The organism is Mesorhizobium sp. WSM3873 (assembly GCF_001672445.1).
Lineage (GTDB): Bacteria > Pseudomonadota > Alphaproteobacteria > Rhizobiales > Rhizobiaceae > Mesorhizobium.
This window is the reverse complement of record NZ_LYTM01000020.1, coordinates 35,787-56,532: the sequence shown is the minus strand read 5'-3', so window position 1 is coordinate 56,532 and position 20,746 is coordinate 35,787. Positions and strand designations below refer to the sequence as shown.

14 protein-coding genes are annotated in these 20,746 nt (G+C 56.5%); 10 read left to right on the top strand and 4 right to left on the bottom strand.

Going from position 1 to position 20,746, the window contains the following annotated elements:
- Positions 1–71: 71 nt before the first annotated feature.
- On the bottom strand, positions 72–1,361 hold the full coding sequence (locus A9K71_RS15205) for a hypothetical protein (RefSeq protein ID WP_066996970.1): 1,290 nt from the start codon (positions 1,359–1,361) through the stop codon (positions 72–74).
- A 112-nt stretch (positions 1,362–1,473) separates the two neighbouring features.
- On the opposite strand from A9K71_RS15205, the gene A9K71_RS15200 reads away from it, so the two are divergent.
- Both A9K71_RS15200 and A9K71_RS15195 read left to right on the top strand, forming a co-directional pair.
- The gene (locus tag A9K71_RS15200) at positions 1,474–1,737 is read left to right on the top strand and encodes a helix-turn-helix transcriptional regulator (RefSeq protein ID WP_066996967.1); all 264 of its coding nucleotides are present in this window, start codon (positions 1,474–1,476) and stop codon (positions 1,735–1,737) included.
- A 319-nt stretch (positions 1,738–2,056) separates the two neighbouring features.
- Positions 2,057–2,443, top strand: coding sequence for a DUF3768 domain-containing protein (locus tag A9K71_RS15195; RefSeq protein WP_082980535.1), 387 nt, complete (start codon positions 2,057–2,059; stop codon positions 2,441–2,443).
- Between the two features lie 143 nt (positions 2,444–2,586).
- On the opposite strand, the gene A9K71_RS15190 is transcribed toward A9K71_RS15195, so the two are convergent.
- Together A9K71_RS15190 and A9K71_RS15185 are read right to left on the bottom strand one after the other, a co-directional pair.
- Positions 2,587–3,021, bottom strand: a complete 435-nt coding sequence (locus A9K71_RS15190; protein ID WP_066996964.1) for a MucR family transcriptional regulator — start codon at positions 3,019–3,021, stop codon at positions 2,587–2,589.
- A 956-nt stretch (positions 3,022–3,977) separates the two neighbouring features.
- Positions 3,978–4,478 (bottom strand): hypothetical protein, encoded by a 501-nt coding sequence (locus tag A9K71_RS15185; protein ID WP_156752687.1) that lies wholly within the window; start codon positions 4,476–4,478, stop codon positions 3,978–3,980.
- Positions 4,479–4,881: 403 nt separating this feature from the next.
- On the opposite strand from A9K71_RS15185, the gene A9K71_RS15180 reads away from it, so the two are divergent.
- On the top strand, positions 4,882–5,895 hold the full coding sequence (locus tag A9K71_RS15180; protein ID WP_066996958.1) for a WYL domain-containing protein: 1,014 nt from the start codon (positions 4,882–4,884) through the stop codon (positions 5,893–5,895).
- A 7-nt stretch (positions 5,896–5,902) separates the two neighbouring features.
- Here A9K71_RS15180 and A9K71_RS15175 read toward each other — a convergent pair whose 3' ends face one another.
- On the bottom strand, positions 5,903–7,399 hold the full coding sequence (locus A9K71_RS15175) for a DUF2779 domain-containing protein (RefSeq protein ID WP_210180297.1): 1,497 nt from the start codon (positions 7,397–7,399) through the stop codon (positions 5,903–5,905).
- Positions 7,400–7,794: 395 nt separating this feature from the next.
- Between A9K71_RS15175 and A9K71_RS15170 the strand changes: the two genes are divergently transcribed.
- The 7 genes from A9K71_RS15170 to A9K71_RS15140 all read left to right on the top strand — a co-directional run bounded on the left by A9K71_RS15170 (position 7,795) and on the right by A9K71_RS15140 (position 20,743).
- Entirely contained in the window at positions 7,795–9,582 is a 1,788-nt protein-coding gene (locus A9K71_RS15170; protein ID WP_082980534.1) for a DUF262 domain-containing protein, read from the top strand.
- Positions 9,579–11,849 (top strand): DUF262 domain-containing protein, encoded by a 2,271-nt coding sequence (locus A9K71_RS15165; RefSeq protein WP_066996952.1) that lies wholly within the window; start codon positions 9,579–9,581, stop codon positions 11,847–11,849. Before A9K71_RS15170 ends, A9K71_RS15165 begins: the two co-directional genes overlap by 4 nt.
- 459 nt (positions 11,850–12,308) lie before the next feature.
- The gene (locus tag A9K71_RS15160) at positions 12,309–12,803 is read left to right on the top strand and encodes a hypothetical protein (RefSeq protein ID WP_197504235.1); all 495 of its coding nucleotides are present in this window, start codon (positions 12,309–12,311) and stop codon (positions 12,801–12,803) included.
- Between the two features lie 490 nt (positions 12,804–13,293).
- Positions 13,294–16,026 carry a DUF499 domain-containing protein gene (locus A9K71_RS15155; protein ID WP_066996950.1) on the top strand — a complete coding sequence of 911 codons (2,733 nt, stop codon included), beginning with the start codon at positions 13,294–13,296 and terminating at the stop codon, positions 16,024–16,026.
- Positions 16,026–17,015, top strand: coding sequence for a hypothetical protein (locus tag A9K71_RS15150; protein ID WP_066996947.1), 990 nt, complete (start codon positions 16,026–16,028; stop codon positions 17,013–17,015). The genes A9K71_RS15155 and A9K71_RS15150 overlap by 1 nt, the downstream gene beginning before the upstream one ends.
- Positions 17,016–17,027: 12 nt before the next feature.
- Positions 17,028–20,240: a hypothetical protein gene (locus A9K71_RS15145; protein ID WP_066996944.1), complete on the top strand. Its 3,213-nt coding sequence runs from the start codon at positions 17,028–17,030 to the stop codon at positions 20,238–20,240.
- The gene (locus A9K71_RS15140; protein ID WP_066996941.1) at positions 20,237–20,743 is read left to right on the top strand and encodes a hypothetical protein; all 507 of its coding nucleotides are present in this window, start codon (positions 20,237–20,239) and stop codon (positions 20,741–20,743) included. Before A9K71_RS15145 ends, A9K71_RS15140 begins: the two co-directional genes overlap by 4 nt.
- The last annotated feature ends 3 nt before the right edge of the window (positions 20,744–20,746 follow it).

Genomic DNA, 20,746 nt, shown 5'->3' with positions numbered 1-20,746 from the left:
AAAGGGAAGGGTGTCCCGAGCCTTCAAACGTCTAGATAGGGCAGCGGCAGGAACTCTCCGGAGGGGGGTTGTCAAAAATCCTTCTTGATTTCCTTTGTACCAGGCATACTCCCTGCTTCCATAGCCAGCATCTTGACGGAGTTTTTGCATACTTCATCCAGCTCACTTGAAAATTCCCGCGTAACCGATTGGTCCAATAGGCTATCCAGGTAGAATTTGACTTTTGTCATCCCCTCTTTATTCCTGTACTGCTTGTCGTAGTGCCAAAGTGGGTAGGCCACGGGCGAATTATTCCATATCCGATCCGGGGAGATTCCGCTTGAGGAGGTAACGGTTCTTTGCTGAATAACTTTGATATGCTCCCTCGCTTCGGCCATCATCGTGTCGTCGACATACTTCCTCTCGTATTGAATTCTATTATCGTAACAGATTGATACGAGTTTGTAGGCGCCATAGAAGTCACTGAGGATCTCAGCAGGTTCCGACAATCTCGCCTCAAGCGAGGATTGTGCTTGCGAATTTTCAGAGGCAACGCTGTTAAGTTTAGAGACCTGGGCATCGGACTGGTCAACCATCCCGTCGAGGATAGTTTCAAGGGCGATCAACCCGTCCGACAGGGATGCCATGACGACCAGATCGCCTAATCTTAGAGGCCCGCCGTCGAAGTCAACGCTAAGATCGATGAACATATCCCCAGGGTTGTAAGCGAAGATTTCCGACAAGGCGTCCCTTGTGGTATTTTCAGACTTAAGTGCGCAGTTCGAAAACCTCTGTTCGATCTCATGCCGCTTGTCTGAATCCAGACTCAATCTTACCAGCATATTGCCGTCGGCGTAGATCGGATTGTTTATGTTTGCACGTTTAACTCTGGCTAGCATCCATGAATCAAGTTGATAAGACAATTTCTGCGACGTTTCGCTGTATGCTCTTTTATCGAGATGGTACATCGTAAATATGTTTGAAAGAGTTTTGTGACCGAGAAAGCGGCAGAACTCCGATTCGTTCGTCATTTCTCCATATACTACGTTATTCTCATCGGAAAATTGTTCACCACCCTGGTCCCCGGCCAACGACCCTGGCTTTACCGGATCTGCGTTTGCAGTTTGAGTAGCGCGGTCAGCCTCCGCAATCCTTGCTGGGCAAAGGGCCTTGAAGTTGTCGATCGCAACATCATAGTCGGACTGATGCTCTTTCAGCGTCTCGCCGGACTCTGTGTCGAGGTCGTAGGGCAGATTAACGTCCACCGCGGGGCCTTTGAATGTGAGCCTATTTCCGCCGGCGTAGACGTGTCTAGTGCCAAGGCCGAATGCCATTTCAGTGACGACCAAAGCCACTGCGCCAATTCGATTCAAGATCATCATTTGCCCGCCCGAAAGTCCGTAATGGTTGCAACCTCTTTAGCAACCTTTGCACTAAATAGGGGACTGTCAGTCCGTCGATTGTCAAGCCGTTCGTATTGCTTTCTTGCTCACGATGAACGTGCGCAAGATCATTGGCTGGAACCTCCGCAAACTGCGTGTCGCACAAGGGTTGTCGCAAGAACGGCTGGCGCTGGCCGCGGAGATCGATCGGTCCTACGTTGGTCGCGTCGAGCGCGGTTCGGAGAACGTGACCATTGATAAGTTAGAGGTTCTGGCCAAGGTGCTGGGTGTTCCCGCCGCGGATCTCCTGATTGAACCTCCGAAGGGCGCTCGCGAGCCGTCTCCTCTTTCTTCCGGGAGAAGGCCGAAGATATGACAGCCGACGGTTAGCGGGCGCGGCCAAGGTCGCGACGCTTGTGTCTTACCCCGATCCAACGGGGGGACAACCGAGCTTCGAAACGATCAAATCCTCGATTTTTGTGGGGCACAATGGTCGGAATGGCGGCCTTTCGGCCTGGAAATAGGCATATTTTCCTATATTCTGGTTCCAGACCGGGGTCGGGATGTCAGGTTTGATGACGTTCTGAGGCTCAACACCCCCCGGACAAACCGCACAAACGGACGCACCTGAACGACAGGGCTGACCATTGAGCCGACCAGAAGGAACATCTCCGTCCCAAAAAAGGGGAAACACTATGACGAACGAGAAACGAGAGATTCCCTTCGGGGGAGTCAACGATATCAGTCAATCTCTAGACGAAACGGTCCTCAGAATCAGGCTATTAAACGACGATCTAAGGATCCGACGCCTTGGCGGGATCGTTGTCATTACCGACGGGATAGCAGCGCTCGGTCCCTCAACGATCAGGGACATCATCTCGGCTATCACGGTGTTCGATGGTTTCACTCCCGAGAATGATCCCTACGGTGAGCACGATTGTGCGGTCATGACGGTTGTCGCCATCAAAATCATCTGGAAGATCGACTACTACGACCTTACCCGCCGTTATCACTCTACCGACCCTTCAGATCGGAACGTTACGTCCCGTGTGATGACCATCATGCGGGCCGACGAATACTGAAACGAGTCCCCATCAAAAAGGGTAGCAGCCGCCTGCTCCGGCGATCGGTCACGGCGCCTTAGCGTCAGTGGAACCTTCTCCAAGCCGACGGCCAGGCCAGGCCAAAAACTACTTCACTGCAGATCAGCCGCTTTTAGTTTGCTTTATCGAGCTCTTTTGGCCGCTTTCTTTGTCGCCGGCGCCTTCCTGCCAAGCCCACTGGATTTCGCCAGCGCCGACCGTTGAGCCGCATAGTTCGGCGCCACCATCGGGTACTCTGCCTTCAGTCCCCACTTCTCGCGGTATTCATCGGGCGTCAGCTCGTAGTGCACGTTAAGATGCCGCTTCAGCGATTTGAACTTTTTCCCATCCTCGAGACAGACAATATAATCTGGAAACACTGATCGCCTTGGGTTGACCGCAGGAGCTTGGGTTGGCTTCTCGGGTTGAGCGGGCTGCTTGATTTTCGAAAGCGCCGAATTTACGCTCCCGATAAGGTCTGGAAGAGACGCAACTGGCACAGCGTTCTTGCTTACATACGCAGAAACGATCTCGGCAGTTAGCTCAAGCAGGTAAGGGGCGTCTTTCTCAGCTGACATTCGAAATCCTTTGCTCTCCACAAGTAATTCTGCTCATAAACGCTCTGCCGGAAAATGCTAGCCCTCCCGTCGTTCCACGCCTGAAGGCATCGTGTCGAAACGATTGGACAGCGCATTGGGCTTGTCTATTTTGGGTGCAGTTACCGACGTGAACCAAATTGAGTGAATGTCTAAGCTGGTGCCGAGGCACGGCTCGGAATGCATGCAGGAGGGAGGAAAGATATGCTATCGTCCGACGTGACCATAAAGGACGTCTGGAGCAGTCTCAGAGATCGCAAAGCGTACGCAGAATGTGTCCTCAATTCGATGGATTACTGCATACGAAAACATGGCAACGCACGAGTTAGGATCGGTACCGATGGGAAGGGAAAGTACCCTTCTTACCGGGTCGTTTATGATGGCTTGAATGAATCAGGCGCAGCCGTGGAACACGTCTTCAACTCATTCTTTGATAGCGGAAAGCCTTTCCCACGCGATGTCGCTTTCAGAGTTCCGGGTGATTGGAGCGCTGCGTCGAGCACGGTCGCTGAAGTAGAAGAACTCCTGGAAAAAGAAGTTCAGGAGCGGCGAAGACGAGTTAAGTAGGCGGCATTCACACATTGTGCTGGATGATCCTACTTGGGCACACCAAGATCGAGAATCGGTTCGATGTCTTGGCATGGGTGTCGAGGATGCGCTGACCTTTCCCGAGGGGACGGAGATCTGAAACATCAGCTCTTCAGAGTTCAGCGTTGATTGAAATGCCACCACAGGCTACCGGCCCGGTCTTTATCGGCCGCCCCCGTCATTCGCTCAGTTGCAAAACGGCCCGCTGTTAGGCGAATCCTTGGACTGTCACGATGCGTTAGATCAAACCCGCGAGCAATGAGAGATTCAGTGTGAAAGACTAATTTCACACTATCGGTCTGCTTCGGGATTCCCGATACCCTTGTCAGCGATAATCGGGTAGCCACGGTTTAAACACTGTCGCCACCATCCTCCTTGATTTCAAACAGCAGCAGTTTGTGTGTAAAGCCTGACAGCATGGCTCCCAGGACGGCACCGATGATCGCGTGCGGCAGATCATTAGTGCGGTGAGCGTAGATGACCGCTGATTGGCGGTCGATTAGACAAGCCTGGTAATCGCTTCCCCATTCGGCGTTTTCCTCCTCCTTGATCGTAAGGAGAAGACAAGAGCCGAAGACCCGCTCCTTGAATTTTAAGGCATCGTCCACCTTGGTCGTGAAACGAGGGATCAATTCAAGGCGGGGACCTTCAATGAACTCACCATCGGCGCGGAAGTAGCCATGTCGTCCCATTTCAACGACATGGGTGCCGTTATCGTCAACATAGTCGACTTCTAAGGCATGTATCTCGCTGACCCAGTCCTCATGGACAATGGGCAGCAGTTCCCGCAGCGAGATGGCCGCTTCGAGTGCATCTGCTGACAAAGCACTCAAAGTTACATCATTGTCCATGACGGTAGCCCTTCGAACGGGCCGGGAATCGATAAGTCTAAACAGATCGGCGTCGTAGTCACGACTCCCGTAGTCCACGCCTACCAATGGTAGTAGATCAACCAACTTGGTTAGCGACGATCGGGAAATCGTTGCAGGTTCAGACTTATCCATAGGGTTTCCTTCTGTTCCCAATTCAAACCACTTCTCAAGGCGTTAGTTCAGCATCGTGTGGCACTTCAGCATCCGGCGATGGCATCCACGACATCGCCGCAACCCCCACGCTATCTCTCGTGTTGGCTTCAAAGTGAGCGATTTCGATCATTGATCATTTTTGTCTCCAGTCTTTCTCGTTTCAGTGAAATGGTAGATAAATCGAGAGGTGGACGGATTTGGTCGTTCATGTTTTGATCCGCGAGGGTGGATGTCATACAGGAAAGCCGAGGAATTGCTCCAACTGGCCATCCGTCTCGCCGCCAGCCGGTCCGGTCTAAGCGCGACAGATATCGAAGCGGAACTCGGAAAGGGACCAAAGGCGGCGCTGGAGAAGAAGCGTCAGCGAATGCTCAGCGCGATGAGAGGACTGTTTCCTGCGGGTCTGAAGGAGGTCAGCGAAGGTCCGCGGCGATATTGGTCGTTGCGGACAAAGGAGCTTGATCATCTTCCGGTCGTCCAGCCGAGTGATCTGGCGATCCTTGAGCGGGCGGCGACAGTGCTCGCAGCAAGCAATGACGGGGAAGCCGCGGCCAGGCTCCGCATCATTCGGGATCGGCTGGGCGGATCCCTGATGAGGCGCGGCGAGAAGAGCTATGAAGCGGATCTGGAAGCGATGTTGCATGGCCATGCAGTAGCGGCGCGACCTGGCCCGCGACCGGTGATCGACCATTTGGTATCAGACGCGGTGGGAAGAGCGGTGTTGGAACTTCGAAAACTGCGGTTCGTCTATGAGAGCTCAAATGGGGAAGGGCGCGAGCGAACGGTCGAGCCGGTTGGTGTTTTGCTGGGTGGGCGCCACTACCTTGTAGCCCGCGTCGATACTTCGCCTGTCGCCGCGGAGCCCGGAAGATGGCGCATGGATCGGATGACGGAAGTTCGAGTTCTGGAGGAGGGAATCCGGCCAATGCCTGACGGCTACAGCTTCCGCAAAATGGCCAGAAAAGCGTTCGGCGTCTACTACAATAGCGACGAATACGGAGAGGTGGTCTGGCGATTTAGCCCGGTGGCGGCACGAGCGGCGGCCGCCTATCACTTTCATCCTGACCAGAACCTCGAGCCGCAGCCGGATGGCTCATTGATCGTGCGGTTTCGTGCCGCCGGACATCTGGAGATGGCCTGGCATCTTTATCAATGGGGCGACAACGTGGAAGTTCTCGAACCACCTGAGCTTGCGGCACTCGTCAAAGGTCACCAGCGGTCAGACTTCGCCGCGGTTCCCTGACAGGCGATTAAAGAAGATTGGCTATGTCGCGCCCCAAAAATTGCCGGGCAATGATCACCATCGCCAGCGTATCCTGCCGGCAATAGGCCCTGAGACCAAGATCGATCGCCGATCGCCGATCGGGTTCGGTCGCAGGATCGATCGCCTCTAGGTACGCCTTTTGTGCCTGAGAACCATCCTGGACATCTAGGCGACCATAGTCGAGATTGGCGATGGTCGGCAGGACGGCTTTGATCGACCAACTCCCGCGTTGGTCGCGGTGATACCAGCAATCGCGGGCGACGGGCAAAAGATCAACAAGCCCATCTGCGATAGTGTTGAGCCGCTTCAAAAATTCAGGAAAGGCCGCGGCAAGCTCGCGCAGGACACGTCTCTCGAAACTCGCGTTATAGGCGACGGGGGTCGCGCGACAGGGAATGAGCTCGACCAATGCCTTGGCGCAATCCTTTCGTGGGTCCTCGCCGTCGATGCTCAGGAATTCGTGGTGCGTAATCGAGCCGTCGGCTTGTTCGAGGTGAAGCGAGAACTGGAAAGGGATCTGCTGGTATGGCTTTGTTCCAATCCAGCGCGGCACTGCAAACCCTATGGTCTCGAAATCCAGCCATGCACGCGGATACTCCCATTGGTCCATCGTTTGCCGAGCGGATTTCAGATCATGGAAGGGCTTGCCGCTGCGCGTTGCTGCCACGATTCGGGCATCTCTCGATCCAAGATCCGCCTCATCAAGCGCAAGCAGATCCGATATCCCTTCCTTTTCCCATCGCTTTCCTGCGCCGTACGGCAGGAGCGAAACTGGCCAGGCGGGGGCGTCTTCGTCAGCGACATGGCAGCAGCCCGAGAATTCGCATGGGAACGGGCTGCCGCAATGGTCACCGACCTCAATCACTGGTTCTTCGCCTGCAAGCGTTTCTCTGATTCCGGCGACAAGTTTGCCGCGACCGGTAGCGAGTTCTTGAAGTTCGTTAAGAAGTTCATGATCACGGAAGAGGCCAGCATAATCGCCAACGGAATGGAGCACGAATTCCCTGTCAACATGACGGATTGATGCCGCGGCCAACTCAACACCAGCCTGTTCAAGCACCCAGATCTGGGTGCAGAGGTCGCCTCGGTGGTAATCTTTGACGCCTGTGGAGCTCTTCACTTCACGCATTGCCCAACGGCCGTCTGGCGTTCGCTCGAGGATATCCACGCGAACGAGCACTCCATCATGTTCGAAGGTCGCTTCAAAGATCGGTCCGGGGTGTCCTTTCTCGATGAGACATTTAGTGGCCGCGAGCGCGGCACGCAGGTCCGGCAAAGCCTCTATCATGACGCCACCGGGACAAAGTTCACACGCAATCTCGCCGATCGCGTGACCCTCTGCAAATCGCGCTTGGGCCTGGTCGTCGTACGCTGCAAGCTCTGGCTTGTGGGTCATCAGCCAGAGCCGTTTCGGACACTGCTCATAGGCGGAGACCTTCGATTTCGATAGGCCGAAAGGCTTGGTCTTATTGGGCTGAAGCAACATCACTATCCTTGCGAAAACATCGGGTCCTATTCAGTCGCATGGATAGCCGACGAATCTGGTCGGGTCCGAAACGAGAACGCAGCTGGCGCTGATTGCAAATCTTTCCACTGGAAATTAAAGAACTGGACCGACAAGCACACGATTTGCCAATGAGCGGGTAGCGCACACCCCCCTGATCGTATCGGCAGACGGCGACCACATCGACGTGGTAGAGCCGCTTGCGTCTCGGAATCGGGGGCATTTGTCGAGCGCCGTTCGCGTCACGGTGGATCGTGATCTTTTTAGGGGATGCATGCGAATAGTGGGGAATTCTGGATGCCCAGGAGTCCAATCCTTCCTGATCTTGAGATTTGCCGTCGCTAGATTTTAATCGCAGGCGGAGGGGGAATTGAATGGCAGTAGTTGAAGCGAAGACAACATCGAGCACGGCTTTCGAGGAAGGCGCAACATACTTCAAGAATGGAGCTCTTCTCGAACTGAAGCTGGTCGGCGATATCTCCGGGCAGTTTTTTGTTGCCAAGTACCAACGTGGCTACCGCTGGGGGAAACAGGAAGTTGAGCGCCTCCTTAGCGACATCTGGGAAAGCAATGGCGCCCCGTATAACCTGCAGCCCATTGTTGTGAAGCGAACCGGCAATGAGGAATGGGAACTTGTCGACGGTCAGCAGCGGCTTACGACGCTCTATCTGATCTTCCTTTTTATGCAGCGCGAGGGCTTGCAGAATGCCGGGCCGGCGTACTCCATCGCTTATGAAACGCGGCCTGGTAGCGAGAACTACTTGCACGAGCTGGACCAAGCTCGCAGCGAAAGCAATATCGACTTCTTTCACCTCTACGTGGCTTTCCAGTGCATTCGAGAATGGTTCAATACGCACGGTGCGCGTCGCCAGTACGTCGCAAACAAGTTCTACGGATATCTGTTCGAGAGCGTTCGCGTAATCTGGTACGATGCACCGATCGATTTGGATTCAACTACTCTATTTACGCGCCTGAACGTCGGTCGCATTCCGCTCACTGACGCTGAACTGATCAAGGCCCTCCTGCTCTCGCGCAGCCGAGGCGGGCCAGGACGTGCGGATCGCACCCGTGAATTCGCAGCGCAATGGGACAGCATCGAACGCGATCTGCATCAACCCGACGTATGGTCTTTCATCACCGACGCCGCTGAAGACGAATACCCGACGCGCATCAGTCTTCTACTCGACACACTTGCTGGTGGCACTCTTGGGTCGAAGCGCCCGCGCTTTTACACATTCGACAACCTGCGGGAGAGAATCGAAGCGACCTCGCCCGAGACACTATGGAACCAGGTCGTTGACCTGCATGCAACGATTCTCGGCTGGTTTGAAGATCGCAATTATTACCACAAAATCGGCTTTCTTGTTGCTGTTGGGCAATCGTTCGGAGAGCTTGTAACGCTCGCTGCCAACCACAGTAAGAGCAACTTTATTGCGGCCTTGGACAGACGTATTTGCGAAACACTCGACCTCAGCCCATCCGATGTTACCGCCCTGAGCTACGAAACCGACACACACAAGGAAAAATGCGCTCGGCTGCTGCTTCTGATGAACGTTGAAACTGTACGCCGCTTGAGGCATTCGACTGAGCGCTATTCATTTCGACAGCACCGGGATTCGGCATGGTCGCTTGAGCATATTCACGCTCAGAATGCCGAGAGCCTCACCAAGGCGGAGCAGTGGAAGGAATGGCTGCGATTGCATCGCGATGCGCTCACGGATCTCCCATCAGTCGATCCGGAACGACGCAGCGCAATTATTGGCAAGATTGATGCTGCCGCCGATCAGATCGACCGCAACAGCTTTCAGGAGCTGGTTCGCGACGTAACGGCAGTGTTTACACCGTCGGATGCGAACGCTCCACCTTCAGTTCACTCGGTTCATTCGGTGACCAATCTTGCACTGCTGTCGAGCGGCGACAACAGTGCCATCGGCAATGCAGTGTTTGAGGTGAAACGCAGGCAGATCCTGGAGCTCGACAGGAAGGGCGCATACATTCCCCTCTGCACTCGGCAGGTTTTCCTAAAATACTATACGAATGCTGACGCGCAACAGGTTCATTTTTGGAGTGTCCAAGACCGCGAGAGCTATCTCCGGGCAATGATTTCTCCCGAACAAGGGATTCTTTTCCCGTATTTGAAGTTAGAGGACCGGCAATCATGAGGAGTTATCTAACTTCTTACAATTCGCTATTCACCCACAGCGTGCCGGAATCGCCCACCGTCAAACATATCGAAATTCCGCTCATCCAACGCGACTATGCGCAGGGGCGCACGGGAACCGCTGTCGAGCGAATACGCGCGAGTTTTCTTGACGTTCTGTATCGTGCCGTCACCTGCGGCGAGAGCGTAAATCTCGATTTCGTATACGGCGATGTGGAGAATGGGACGTTGCGACCGCTCGATGGGCAGCAACGGCTCACCACATTATTTCTTTTGCACTGGTATCTGGCGTTTCGTTCGGGACGCGTCTACCAAGAGCAGGGTTGGAAGAGTTTTTCATATGCCACTCGGGCCAGCGCACGTCTTTTTTGTGAGCGGCTTGTAGAGAGTGAGCCTCCAGCGACAGTAGAGATTTTGTCCGCCTGGATCGCCGATCAGTTCTGGTATCTGCATACTTGGCGTCACGACCCGACCATCCAATCGATGCTGGTGATGCTGGATGCGATGCATGAGCGATTCCGAGACGACGATTGCCTAGCCGCATGGGAGCGCCTCATTGATGCTGAGGCGCCGGCAATCACATTTCACCTGTTGCCGATCGAGCAGGTAGGCTCGGGCGACGATCTGTACATTAAGATGAATTCTCGCGGAAAGCCGCTGACGCCTTTCGAAAATTTCAAAGCGTTGTTTGAGAAAATACTGGAAACATCGTGCCCCGATCGGGTCGATGAATTCGCGGTCAAGATTGACGGCGTTTGGTCCGATCTGTTGTGGCGATACCGGAGCCGCGACTTTTCCATTGACGATGGTTTTTTGCGGTATTTTCACTTCGTAGCGGAAGTATGCGAGTGGCACGAGGGTCGCTTCGCAAAGGGCGACATCGCGTCACAGGCTGAAGATGTCTATGGAAGGCGCAACCCGAGGGCTGCGGCCAATCTCGACTTGTTGTTCCAGGCCCTCGACACTTGGGTGGACGTGGAAATCCAATCAATTTTTGCTGGTCATTTCTCGACAACCGCGGCGCCACTTGACTCGAGCAGCCCGAGCAAGGTCGTGTTGTACGGTCAGCAGGGCACCGCTGAAACTGACCTCTTTGCGGCGTGTTGCCAAACCTATGGACAAGCGCGCGGTCGCAATCGGGTGTTCGGGTGGCCGCAGACCATTTTCCTTTATGCCGTTCTACTCCACAGGATTCATAAGACGCACGATTTCGCTCGTCGCCTACGCGTCCTTAGAAATCTGGTCGAGGCGTCGAGCAATGAGCTTCGATTGGAAAAAATGCCCGAGCTTCTGGCCGATGTTCGGTGCATCGTGATTGATGGTGCCCTAGATCGCGTCTCTGCTTTCAACCAGGCGCAAGCCTCGGACGAGAAGCTAAAACAGGAACTGCTGTCAAAAAGTCCAGGTCTCGAACGAAACTTGCTCCATCTTGAGGACCATCCGCTACTGCGCGGATGTCTTGCGGCTTTTGAACTCGACGAGGCCGTGTTCGACAGACGTGCCAGTGCCTTCCACAAGCTCTTTTCCGCAACTGAGTGTATGCCTTCTCTCACGGGCGCGTTGCTCGCGATCGGCGACTACTCGCGACAGATAAATGCCCGCCTATTCCAATTCGGTTCAGGTTCAAATCCTGCCCCATGGCGTGAATTATTGACCGGGGCAAGCAGGTTGAACCTCTCCGAAACCCGAGCCGTTCTCGGGCACTTGCTTGACGTGGTCGCCAGCGCCGAAGTTGATGTGGGTAGCACCCTGAGCAAGATTCAGCAGGACTGGCTCGATGCTACGGCCGGCGCGAATGGTTTGGGGTGGCGTTGGTACTTCGTGAAGTATCCAGCTATGCGCGAAAGTCGCTCGGGAATTTACGTCGGCTCGAACGGTCTTCTCGGTTACAGCGTCTGTATGCTCAACAAGACCCAACTGAACAGTTGGTACCGTGACCCATATCTCTATGCAATTTATCGCGTGAGTGGGGTAGAAAATAGCATCGAAGATCCTTGGTTCACCGGCCATGAAACGGAGTCCCGGTGGATGCGTCTGAATAAGAGTGGTACCGAACTTGGGTGCGTCGCCGAAGGTTTGGTTCTTCGTCCTCCACCCTTAACGTCACACGTCGAAGCATTTTCCCGGATTTGCGCTCAGCATGGAGTCGGCGCTGACCGTGTGTTGCTGGTGCCTCAAGTGGAGTGCGAAGGGCTCAACCTCGATTCTTGTGATCGAGTTGAACTCGGGGCAGCACTGCTGCGCGATTTGGTTGAGGCCGGATTGTAGATGGCGCATTCGTTCTGCGTTGGTTTTTACTAGCAGTCGCGTAGGAGATGGTGCTGGCGGGACGAAGTCGTAACGAGGGCAGCGGGCGTAATCTGAGGTGATTTGCACGACGTACGGGACGCAAGGTCGTGATCAAAGCTCTGCGTGGCTTGGTGAGGACGAGTCTGCGAGGTCACTGCCGTGGGGAGGTTCAGTGTGAAAACCCAATTTCACACTGAGGACGTCCTCGGTTGACGACCTAGTCGGTGAGTTCGATCGTAAGCGATGGCCAGTCCCTGTACGCGGCGGCGCTTTGAGGCTGTGTCACATGCCTGGCGTAATTTCGCGGGACGGGACAACCGTGCGTGCCGAACGTGACCGTATCGTTCCGCGCAAAAGGATGGTAACGGCAAGTCGTGCGAAGGTTAGGCAATCGCTCCCTGGAGACGGTCTCGGGGATCGCTGGCTAGAGGGAATGAATTGGACTTCTTGCAGCAGCTGCAATCGGCCACGGTTGCCGAACTCCTCGTCGTTCATGCCCAAGTCGCGGAAGAATTGCGCAGCCGGGGAGTGGTGCGCAGCGCCAACAATCCGACGGGTGATCTTGCTGAGTATTTATTTTGCCGTGCCTTCGGATGGCACCAAGCTCCGAACTCCGAACGGGGATATGACGCCATCGGAAAAGACGGCACGCGGTATCAGATAAAGGGCCGTCGCATTCACCGTCGCAACAAGTCCCGACAGCTTTCCGCGATCCGCGATATAGACGGGGGACATTTTGATGTGCTGGCGGGTGTCCTGTTCGATGACAACTTCAATGTGATGAAGGCGGCGCTGGTCCCCATAGCGTTCGTGGTCGAACGATCCACTTATATCGCCCATACAAATAGCAACAAGTTCATGTTGCGGGACGACGTATGGACTGCCCCTGGCGTCCGTGACGTGACTGCCGAGATTGGGGCTGCCATGCCCTGATTATCGGGCAAACTGCGATCCGGTACCCTTTCCAGCACTGATCCGCTGCCGGGCAGATCGATCGTGCGCATGTAGGGTGCAAGACGGAACATCGCTGCGATGCCCCTGATGCGGATCAAGATCACCTCGTTCGTGGCGAAACAGATTGTCGAGCCTGCATTATCGCTATAGAGCTAGCTTTGCGAGCGGCTGGGCGGGATCTATGACGATGCATCCAAGTGCAACCACCTGAAAGAATTCTCTTGAAAGAACGGTTTGGGTGCTATCCTCGCTACCCAAATTCTTGGTGTTGATCGGCAAACCTCCAGCAACTCCTGAATGCTTGGTCGGGCTTTTTGCCCGAGGTGACCGTATGGTTTGAAAAGGTATTTGGTACACTCGCCCGGCTATGCGGCATGCTCTATTGCGAGTTGGCCGAGGTCATGCGGCGGACAAACAAGATCAAGGTTGAGCCTTTCCGTGCCTCAACCGCGGAAAGCGAGGGGAAATAATGCTTGGGCTGACTTTACGTGAAGAATTTCGGGGCAAGCGCCTCAAAGGCACAGCCATCGAGCTGTCCAACGATCAGCATACTGGTGCAACCCAGATTGCCGCCAAGCAGTTCCTGGAAATCACCTATCCCACGCACGATCTATTGAAGGGTATTGAGGCCGTCGGTCCCAACCAGGGCCGCCCTGTTGTCGTGATCGGCGAACGGGGTCTCGGTAAGTCGCACTTGATGGCCGCGCTCTACCACGCGGTGACGGACCCGGTATCGACCGGTGCGTGGCTCAATGCGTGGGCGACCACGCTGGCCGATCCCGGCGTAGGCAAGGTCGAGCTGCGCGATGGGATGCATGTTATCGGCGAAAGCCTGCACCGTCACCGCTACAAGTTCCTGTGGGATGTGCTGTTCGAGAATCACCCGCACGGCACTTTCATCAACGGCAAGTGGGAAGGCCAAGGCGCATCCAAGACCGAAATCCCGTCAGACAAGCTCATCATCGAGCTGTTAGAGAATAAGCCGACGATGCTCCTGCTGGACGAATTCCAGACGTGGTACGACGGTCTCACCAACACCAAGCAGTATCCGTGGAAGAACTGGGCATTCAACTTCATCCAGATTCTTTCGGAGATCGCCAAGGAGCGCCCCGATCTGCTGGTGCTGGTGATCTCGGTGCGCAACGGCGGTAGCGATGCCTACCAGCAAGTGCACCGCGTCAACCCGGTCGCCATCGACTTCAAGGCGGGCGGTAGCGCTGAACGCATCCAGCACGATCGCCGTCGGATGCTACTCCACCGCCTATTCGACAATCGCTTGCAGATCGCAAATGGCACCATCGAATCGCTGGTCGCACAGCACGTCACTGAATCTTTCCGTCTGCTCGACGTTCCTTCCGCCGAGCAGGAGCGCAAGCGCCGTGAGTTCACTGAGTCATGGCCTTTCGCACCTCACCTGCTGCGACTGCTTGAAGAACAGGTGCTAATTGCCACCGATGCGCAGGAAACCCGGGACCTTATCCGCATTCTTGCCAACCTGTACAAAAGTGCTGGTGACACCATGCCGGTGCTCACGGCTGCTGATTTCCGGCTGGATGATGACGCCTCGGGCATTGGTGCATTGCTGGAAGCTGTGGCTAATCAGCACCACCGCACACTTCGAGAGAAGGCGCAGCAGAACGTTATCTCGGTACAAGAGGCGCGACACGATCACGCCAGCGTTGCGCCGCATCTGCAAGAGATCATCGGCGCGTTGTGGTTGCGTTCGATTGCCATAGGCAATCTCGCCGGAGCCGAACCAGCCACGCTCCAATTGGACATCACCCGAAGCAAGCCGGTGGACGACAACGCCTTTCAGGTTGAGTTGGCGACTATTGTCGATAACAGTTTCAACATCCATCACGAAGGCACGAAGCTGCTGTTTCGTGAGGAAGAGAACCCGCGTGCGAAGCTAATGGCCTATGCGCGCAACGACAAGCTGTTCGCAGACGGGGCCGACCAGGCCCAACTCGCAAAGCAAGTTCGTTACGTTATCGGTGGCACTGACGAGGTTGCCAAGACCTTCCGCGTGATCGCCTTGCCGAAGTCTTGGGTCAACGCACCATGGACATCGCTCGACGAAGCCGAACAGCCGGACAGGTGGGATGACCGTTTGCCCATCCTTGTGCTACCTGAAGAGCCGGATAAGCTCGACGCCACACTCGGCCGCTGGCTTAAAGATCACTTGCAGAAGCGCCGCAATACCGTGCGTTTCCTGCTCCCGCGCCCAGGTAGCAGCAACGCCTTTCTCGACCATGACTTGCTCATCCTCGCCCGCGCCGAGATGAAGGCTCAGGAATGGAGTAGCCAGAACCCCGAATATAAGAGGCTGCACAAGGAATTCGAGAGCACCCTGCGCGACAACCTCAAGAAGAGGTTCGACCGCTTCGCCGTGCTGCAACGTTGGAATTTTGCTGACCCTGCACAGAGCAAAATCACCGTTGAGCGACTGGACAAGCAAGGCGCGCAAATTCCCGAAGCCATTGAAGAATCACTAGCCAGTGACCTGTTTGTACCCGAGGATTTCGAGGAACTAGTACTCGAGTTCGCTAATAGTAACGATTCCGTCGGCAAACTGCTGCGCGAACTGCAAGAGCCACGCCCCGCCGGACAGGACTGCATTCCGTGGCTGGGCGAAACGGCGATGAAGGAGCGCCTGTTGCGCCTGTGTGCCAAGGGCACGGTCGCCATCAACGTGCGCGGCATGGAATACCTGCAAACCCATCCAGGCGAGGACGAGGAGACCGCCTGGCGGCGTCTGCGGTCCAAGCTCTCACTCACGGGTCGCCACCTCGATGACGTGTTTGTGATGTTACCCTCTGCGGTGCCGGCGACGGGTGGCTCCGCACCGCTCGCGCCGTCGTCGACGAGCAGCGGATTTTTCGAGGGCGGCATCACAACGCCACCAATGCCGCCTGTGCCCGGAGGCGGCCCGCTCGACGGCGTCCCTCCTACACCCGCGCCGGGCGGCATCTTTGGTGGCGACGCTACGACCGCCAAGCCTCGCATCCCTCTGTCCAACTCAGCCACATCGCCGCTTAACCTCATCGGGAAGATCGAAGGCTGGGGCATCGGCCCAGCCACGCGCGTGGCCGAAGTGTCGATTAAGGTATCCGAAGCCACCGGCGCGCAGCTCAAGGAACTGCTTAAGAAGCTGCCCGAAGGCATGACCTTCGAGCTGAATCTTGAGAAGGAGGACGATTGATGGTCTTGACTGTCAGCGCATTGCATGGCCTGACGCAGGGCACGGACGCACATGCCTGGCGCATCATCATCAGCCATGTGATCGAGACCAATTCAAAGCCCTTGGCCGCAGGCAATGCGCCTAGCGAGGTCGCCAAGCGCGATCGCGAAATCGCTGAACTGGATTTGTTTCTCTCCTCCAGTGGCTGGGACTTGTGGCAAGCTTTCGGCGCAAGCGTTGAGCGGACTTCGGATCGCTTGGTGCGCTGGTGGGCCGAATCCTTCAGCGCAAAGGCAATGCTGGTCCTAGACGGTCTTTCCCTGCGCGAACTGCCGTGGCTGTTGCAGGGTGCAAAGGAACGCGGCTTCACCCTGCACGAGGTCAGCGCCCATGCCTCCGAGCTGCCCGGTGAAACCGACCAATTCGCCCGCGCGCTCGGCTTTGCCAGCCGCAGCAAACTCCAGAACAATGGCGGCGGCCTCGCACACAAACTACAACCAGCGCAGACGGAAACCGTCGATCTGCCGTGGAAGGATTGCGAGGCTCTAGTCGGCAACACGCCAAACCAAATTTTCTGGCACCACTGGCCCGACGTTAAGTTGCATGACGGCTCCGGTGCAGGTCGAGGATTGGAACCGCTGACGAAAGACGTGGCCGAGCAGCTGAGCGGCGACGATTTTTGGGCCTTCGTCGAACGTCTCGCTACCGGCCGGCGGTTGGTTATCACTTCCGACCACGGCTACGCGGCCACCGGCTACTTCCCTGATGCGGATGGCGAGGTCGGGCAATTTCTCAAGCAGACGTTTTCCAGCGGGCGCAGCAAGCCTGGAATGGGTGACACCGGTCCCTTCGTGCCACCCGTGGCATTGCAAATCAACAGCCCGCGCGGCGCGTACCTTTTGGCCTTGGGCCGTAGGAAGTGGCGCAGCCCGGGCGGCTACCCAACGCTCACACATGGTGGCCTGTCGCTGCTCGAAGTGCTGTCACCCTTCGTTGAACTGACCAAATAAGGATTGCGGCTGATGGCCACCAAGAAAGAACTTCTCGCGCAAGAAGTCGCCAAGGCCGTCGGTGCAGGCAAGGCCGGTGCGCTGGAAACCGTTGATTTCAATGATCCGAACCGTCCAAAGACTTGTCTGGAAGTGGACTTTCCGATCCTGCCAGTCAATCAGATCGCGGTGATCGAAGGCAATGCAGGCAAGCCCATCTACCAGATGTCGAAGTGGTGGGCGCGGCGGCGCTCAAGCGTGTTCCGCTCGATGTTGATCGCGGCGGCCACCAAAGCGCCGGACGATTCCTCGCACGCGGCCAAACTTGTGTGGGACAACTACTATGCCAATCACCAGAGGAAAGGCGCATTCAAAGCCCTTAAGGTCGCCGACATCTTCATGGGCGGCGGCACCACGTTGGTGGAAGGCTCGCGTCTTGGAATGCAGATGGTCGGCAATGACCTCAACCCGGTGGCGTGGTTCGTGGTCAAACAGGAGCTGGCCAACGTCGATCTGGAGGAGGTGAAGAAGCTTCTCGCCGACATCGAGGCCGAGGTCAAACCGCAGATCATGCCGTACTATTACTGCGACGGCCCTGAAGGCGAAAAAGGTACATGGACGCACCTTCCTAACAACAAGGTAATGCCCGCCAGCTTCGATCCGCTAGCTATTCCGCGCGACGAGCGCAAGGATTACCGTTACGACGGCCCAGAAGCCATTTACACCTTCTGGGCGAAGCACGGTCCGTGTCAGGTCACTGGCTGCGGCCACCGCACACCCATTATGAGTAGCCCGGTGATGGCGGTGAAGACGCTCACTGTCAAGCAATGGGAACATGCCTGCGGTAGGTGCGGCACTAGCTTTCACGTCGAGGAAGAAGCAGCTCGCATGGCCCCGGATGCGCCGCTCTACGTCGCGCCCTCCGAACATCCGTATTCCGTGCTTAACCGAAAGAAGGGCGTGATTTGCCCGCGGTGCGGTCACACCGCGCTGACGAATCTGGGTCAGGGCAAGAACAAGAAGGTTCAGCTGAGCCTGCTGGTGCATCCGCAATGGCTTGCGGGTGAGTCTAAACAAGATGCGAATGGCCAGCCTTATGGCGGCTCGGCGCAGGATGACGTGGCCGCGACCACGCGCTGGGATCATGCACGCGCCGCGAAGATTCGTTTGTTGGAAGTGCGTGGTCCGCTGCCGGACGAAGTGACATGCCCGGAAACGGGCGTCACCTTCGCGCCGGAAAAAGGCACGGTACCGAAGAAATCGCATTACGCCTGTTCGGCTTGTGGCACCGTTCAGGATGTGCTGACGACTATAAAGGCTACGGGTAAGACCGGACCGATGGCTGCTTATGCAGTGCAGGGCTACGCGCCCAAGCGCGATGCGGCGGGCAAGCCATATAGCGGGCGCTTCTTCTCTGCCTACGATGTGGGACACGCGCGACAGTACGACAGCGCGTTCGCGGAATGGGAAGCTCGCAAGGACGCTGACCTGAAGGACTACTGGCCGCGCTCTGAACTCCCCTACGGCTTCATGACTCACCACTTGCAGGGCGGCGTTCCGAACCACGGCTTCACGCACTGGTGGACAATGTTCCATCCTCGTCAGTTGCTCGTCCACGCACAACTGCTGAAAGCCATCGTGAACGTCGGCGACTACGATTGGAAGGTGCGCGAGTTTGTTCTCGGGGCGTTTCAGAATTATCTGCGAAATCAGAGTGTTCTTGCGTTCTGGCACATCACCAAGGATCACTTCGTTCCGGCTCTGTCGAACAATAATTTCCACCCGAAATCAACTCTGGTTGAAGTGGGAGTCTTTTCGCCTATGGGCTACGGCCCCTGGAGTTCTTGCGTGCCGGTTCTCCTTGAAAGCCGGGATTGGGCTGTGCGGCCATGGGAGGCGGTAAGCGCGGAGAGCCTGAAACGAAAGGATGCCGCGCTTGCAAGCGGCATCAGTGGCAAGAGCGAGAAGGTCTTTCCGGGCGACCCGGTAAATGGTGCAGAGGTTTTCTGTGGATCATCCACCGAGCTGACAAAACTTGCCGACGCCAGCCTCGATCTTGTGATCACCGACCCACCCTTCGGCGGCCTGCTCCATTATTCGGAGCTGTCAGATTTCTTCTATGTCTGGTTGCGCCTCGCGCTGAAGGATAGATACCCCGACTACTTCCGTGCCGAATACACGCCCAAGTCGCTGGAAGCGGTCGCAAACCGCGCGCGCGAGCCGGAAGACCCGGACGGCTTCTACCAGCGTCTGCTCACGCAATGTTGGCGCGAAGTGCATCGTGCGCTGAAACCAAGTGGCATTCTCGCCTTCACCTTCCACCACAGTGAAGATGAACCGTGGGTGGCGGTGCTGGAATCGTTGTTCGACGCGGGTTACTACCTCGAAGCTACATACCCAATCCGCTCCGACGAAACCAAGGGCGAAGGCGAATTCGGCTCCAAAACCATCGAGTACGACATCATCCATGTTTGCCGTAAACGGACCGAGGAACCGAAGCCGGTGAGCTGGGGCCGAATGCGGCGTGAGGTGATGGCAGACGTACGCCAGTTGCAGGGCATGCTAGAAAACCATGCCAAAGAAGGTCTGCCGGCTGCCGACCTCCAGGTCATCCGGCGAGGGAAGGCGCTGGAATACTTCTCTCGTCACTATGGCAAGGTTTACGTCGATGAAGGGCGCGCCATCTCCGTGAAGGATGCGTTGGTAGGCATCAACCAGCTCATCGACGAGGATGCCGACAAGGGCAAGGAGCCACCGCCTGTCACCGCCGAGCCGATCACGCGTCAATTCTTGCGTACTTTCGGCAACGGGGCCGATCTGAAGCGCGACCAGTTGCAGAAGTTTCTGAAAGGCTCGATCACAACGCCGGACGAATTCGTGCAGCGCGGCTGGTGCGCGGAGAAGAATAAGATTTTCACCCGCACCGATCCCTTGGATTTCGCGCGGGAATGGTCGGGCAAGCATCGCCGTCGCCTGATTTCCGATTTGGATCAGGCGCTGGTGCTGGTCGGTGCGTGCTTCGACGGTAGCGGCATCAACGCCTCGGACACGTTGAAGAACGAAAACTTCAAGCCGCACGTTGCACTGAAACCGCTGCTAGAATGGCTTCACCGCAACGGCTCAGATCAAGCCGCCCGCAATGCGGCCTCGCGTGCGGTGTCAATCTACAACGCATGGCACGCTAGCCGGGCTCCCCAGCCCGTACAGGGGTCGTTGTTCGACGACGATGGGGAATACAAACAATGAGACAACTGGTGGACACTGTATGGCAGCGGCGCGGAACCAGTTGGGTGTGGGACGAGGAAGCGCGCAACCGGATTTGCTTGCCTGGCGAGGTCTGGAGCTTGCGTCAGTTTCTGCGCTCAGCGCAGGTGCCGGGGAACTGGCCGGAAGACCTGCCGAGTAACGGTGATCAGACGCTTGTGGTCGCCGGGCTGGATGGCAGCCTCGACTTGTTGACGTCGACGGATGCCGAAACATGGCTGGGCGATGTGGTTAAGCCCGCCGTGCTGTCGTTTCAAAATGCCTACGCGGGCGGTGCAGCGCTGGTGTTCTGGCTGCCCGGCGGCCAGAACCGCATCAGGGTGCAGGCGTCCACCGACGCGGTGAGTTGGCTGTGCCACACGCCCCACGGACATCAGATCGACTTTGGCCGCGTCCTGTGGGGCGAGGCTAACGAGTATCCGCAGGAAATCCTGCTGCGCGATGGGGGCAAGTCCGCTGGCTTGTTCCATCTGCGGATTACTTGAGGA

Bases quoted from the DNA above. Each gene is read 5' to 3' on its own strand.
- A9K71_RS15205 (WP_066996970.1), bottom strand. From the start codon at position 1,361: ATGATGATCTTGAATCGAATTGGCGCAGTGGCTTTGGTCGTCACTGAA.
- A9K71_RS15200 (WP_066996967.1), top strand. From the start codon at position 1,474: ATGAACGTGCGCAAGATCATTGGCTGGAACCTCCGCAAACTGCGTGTC.
- A9K71_RS15195 (WP_082980535.1), top strand. From the start codon at position 2,057: ATGACGAACGAGAAACGAGAGATTCCCTTCGGGGGAGTCAACGATATC.
- A9K71_RS15190 (WP_066996964.1), bottom strand. From the start codon at position 3,021: ATGTCAGCTGAGAAAGACGCCCCTTACCTGCTTGAGCTAACTGCCGAG.
- A9K71_RS15185 (WP_156752687.1), bottom strand. From the start codon at position 4,478: ATGGACAATGATGTAACTTTGAGTGCTTTGTCAGCAGATGCACTCGAA.
- A9K71_RS15180 (WP_066996958.1), top strand. From the start codon at position 4,882: ATGTCATACAGGAAAGCCGAGGAATTGCTCCAACTGGCCATCCGTCTC.
- A9K71_RS15170 (WP_082980534.1), top strand. From the start codon at position 7,795: ATGGCAGTAGTTGAAGCGAAGACAACATCGAGCACGGCTTTCGAGGAA.
- A9K71_RS15165 (WP_066996952.1), top strand. From the start codon at position 9,579: ATGAGGAGTTATCTAACTTCTTACAATTCGCTATTCACCCACAGCGTG.
- A9K71_RS15155 (WP_066996950.1), top strand. From the start codon at position 13,294: ATGCTTGGGCTGACTTTACGTGAAGAATTTCGGGGCAAGCGCCTCAAA.
- A9K71_RS15150 (WP_066996947.1), top strand. From the start codon at position 16,026: ATGGTCTTGACTGTCAGCGCATTGCATGGCCTGACGCAGGGCACGGAC.
- A9K71_RS15145 (WP_066996944.1), top strand. From the start codon at position 17,028: ATGGCCACCAAGAAAGAACTTCTCGCGCAAGAAGTCGCCAAGGCCGTC.
- A9K71_RS15140 (WP_066996941.1), top strand. From the start codon at position 20,237: ATGAGACAACTGGTGGACACTGTATGGCAGCGGCGCGGAACCAGTTGG.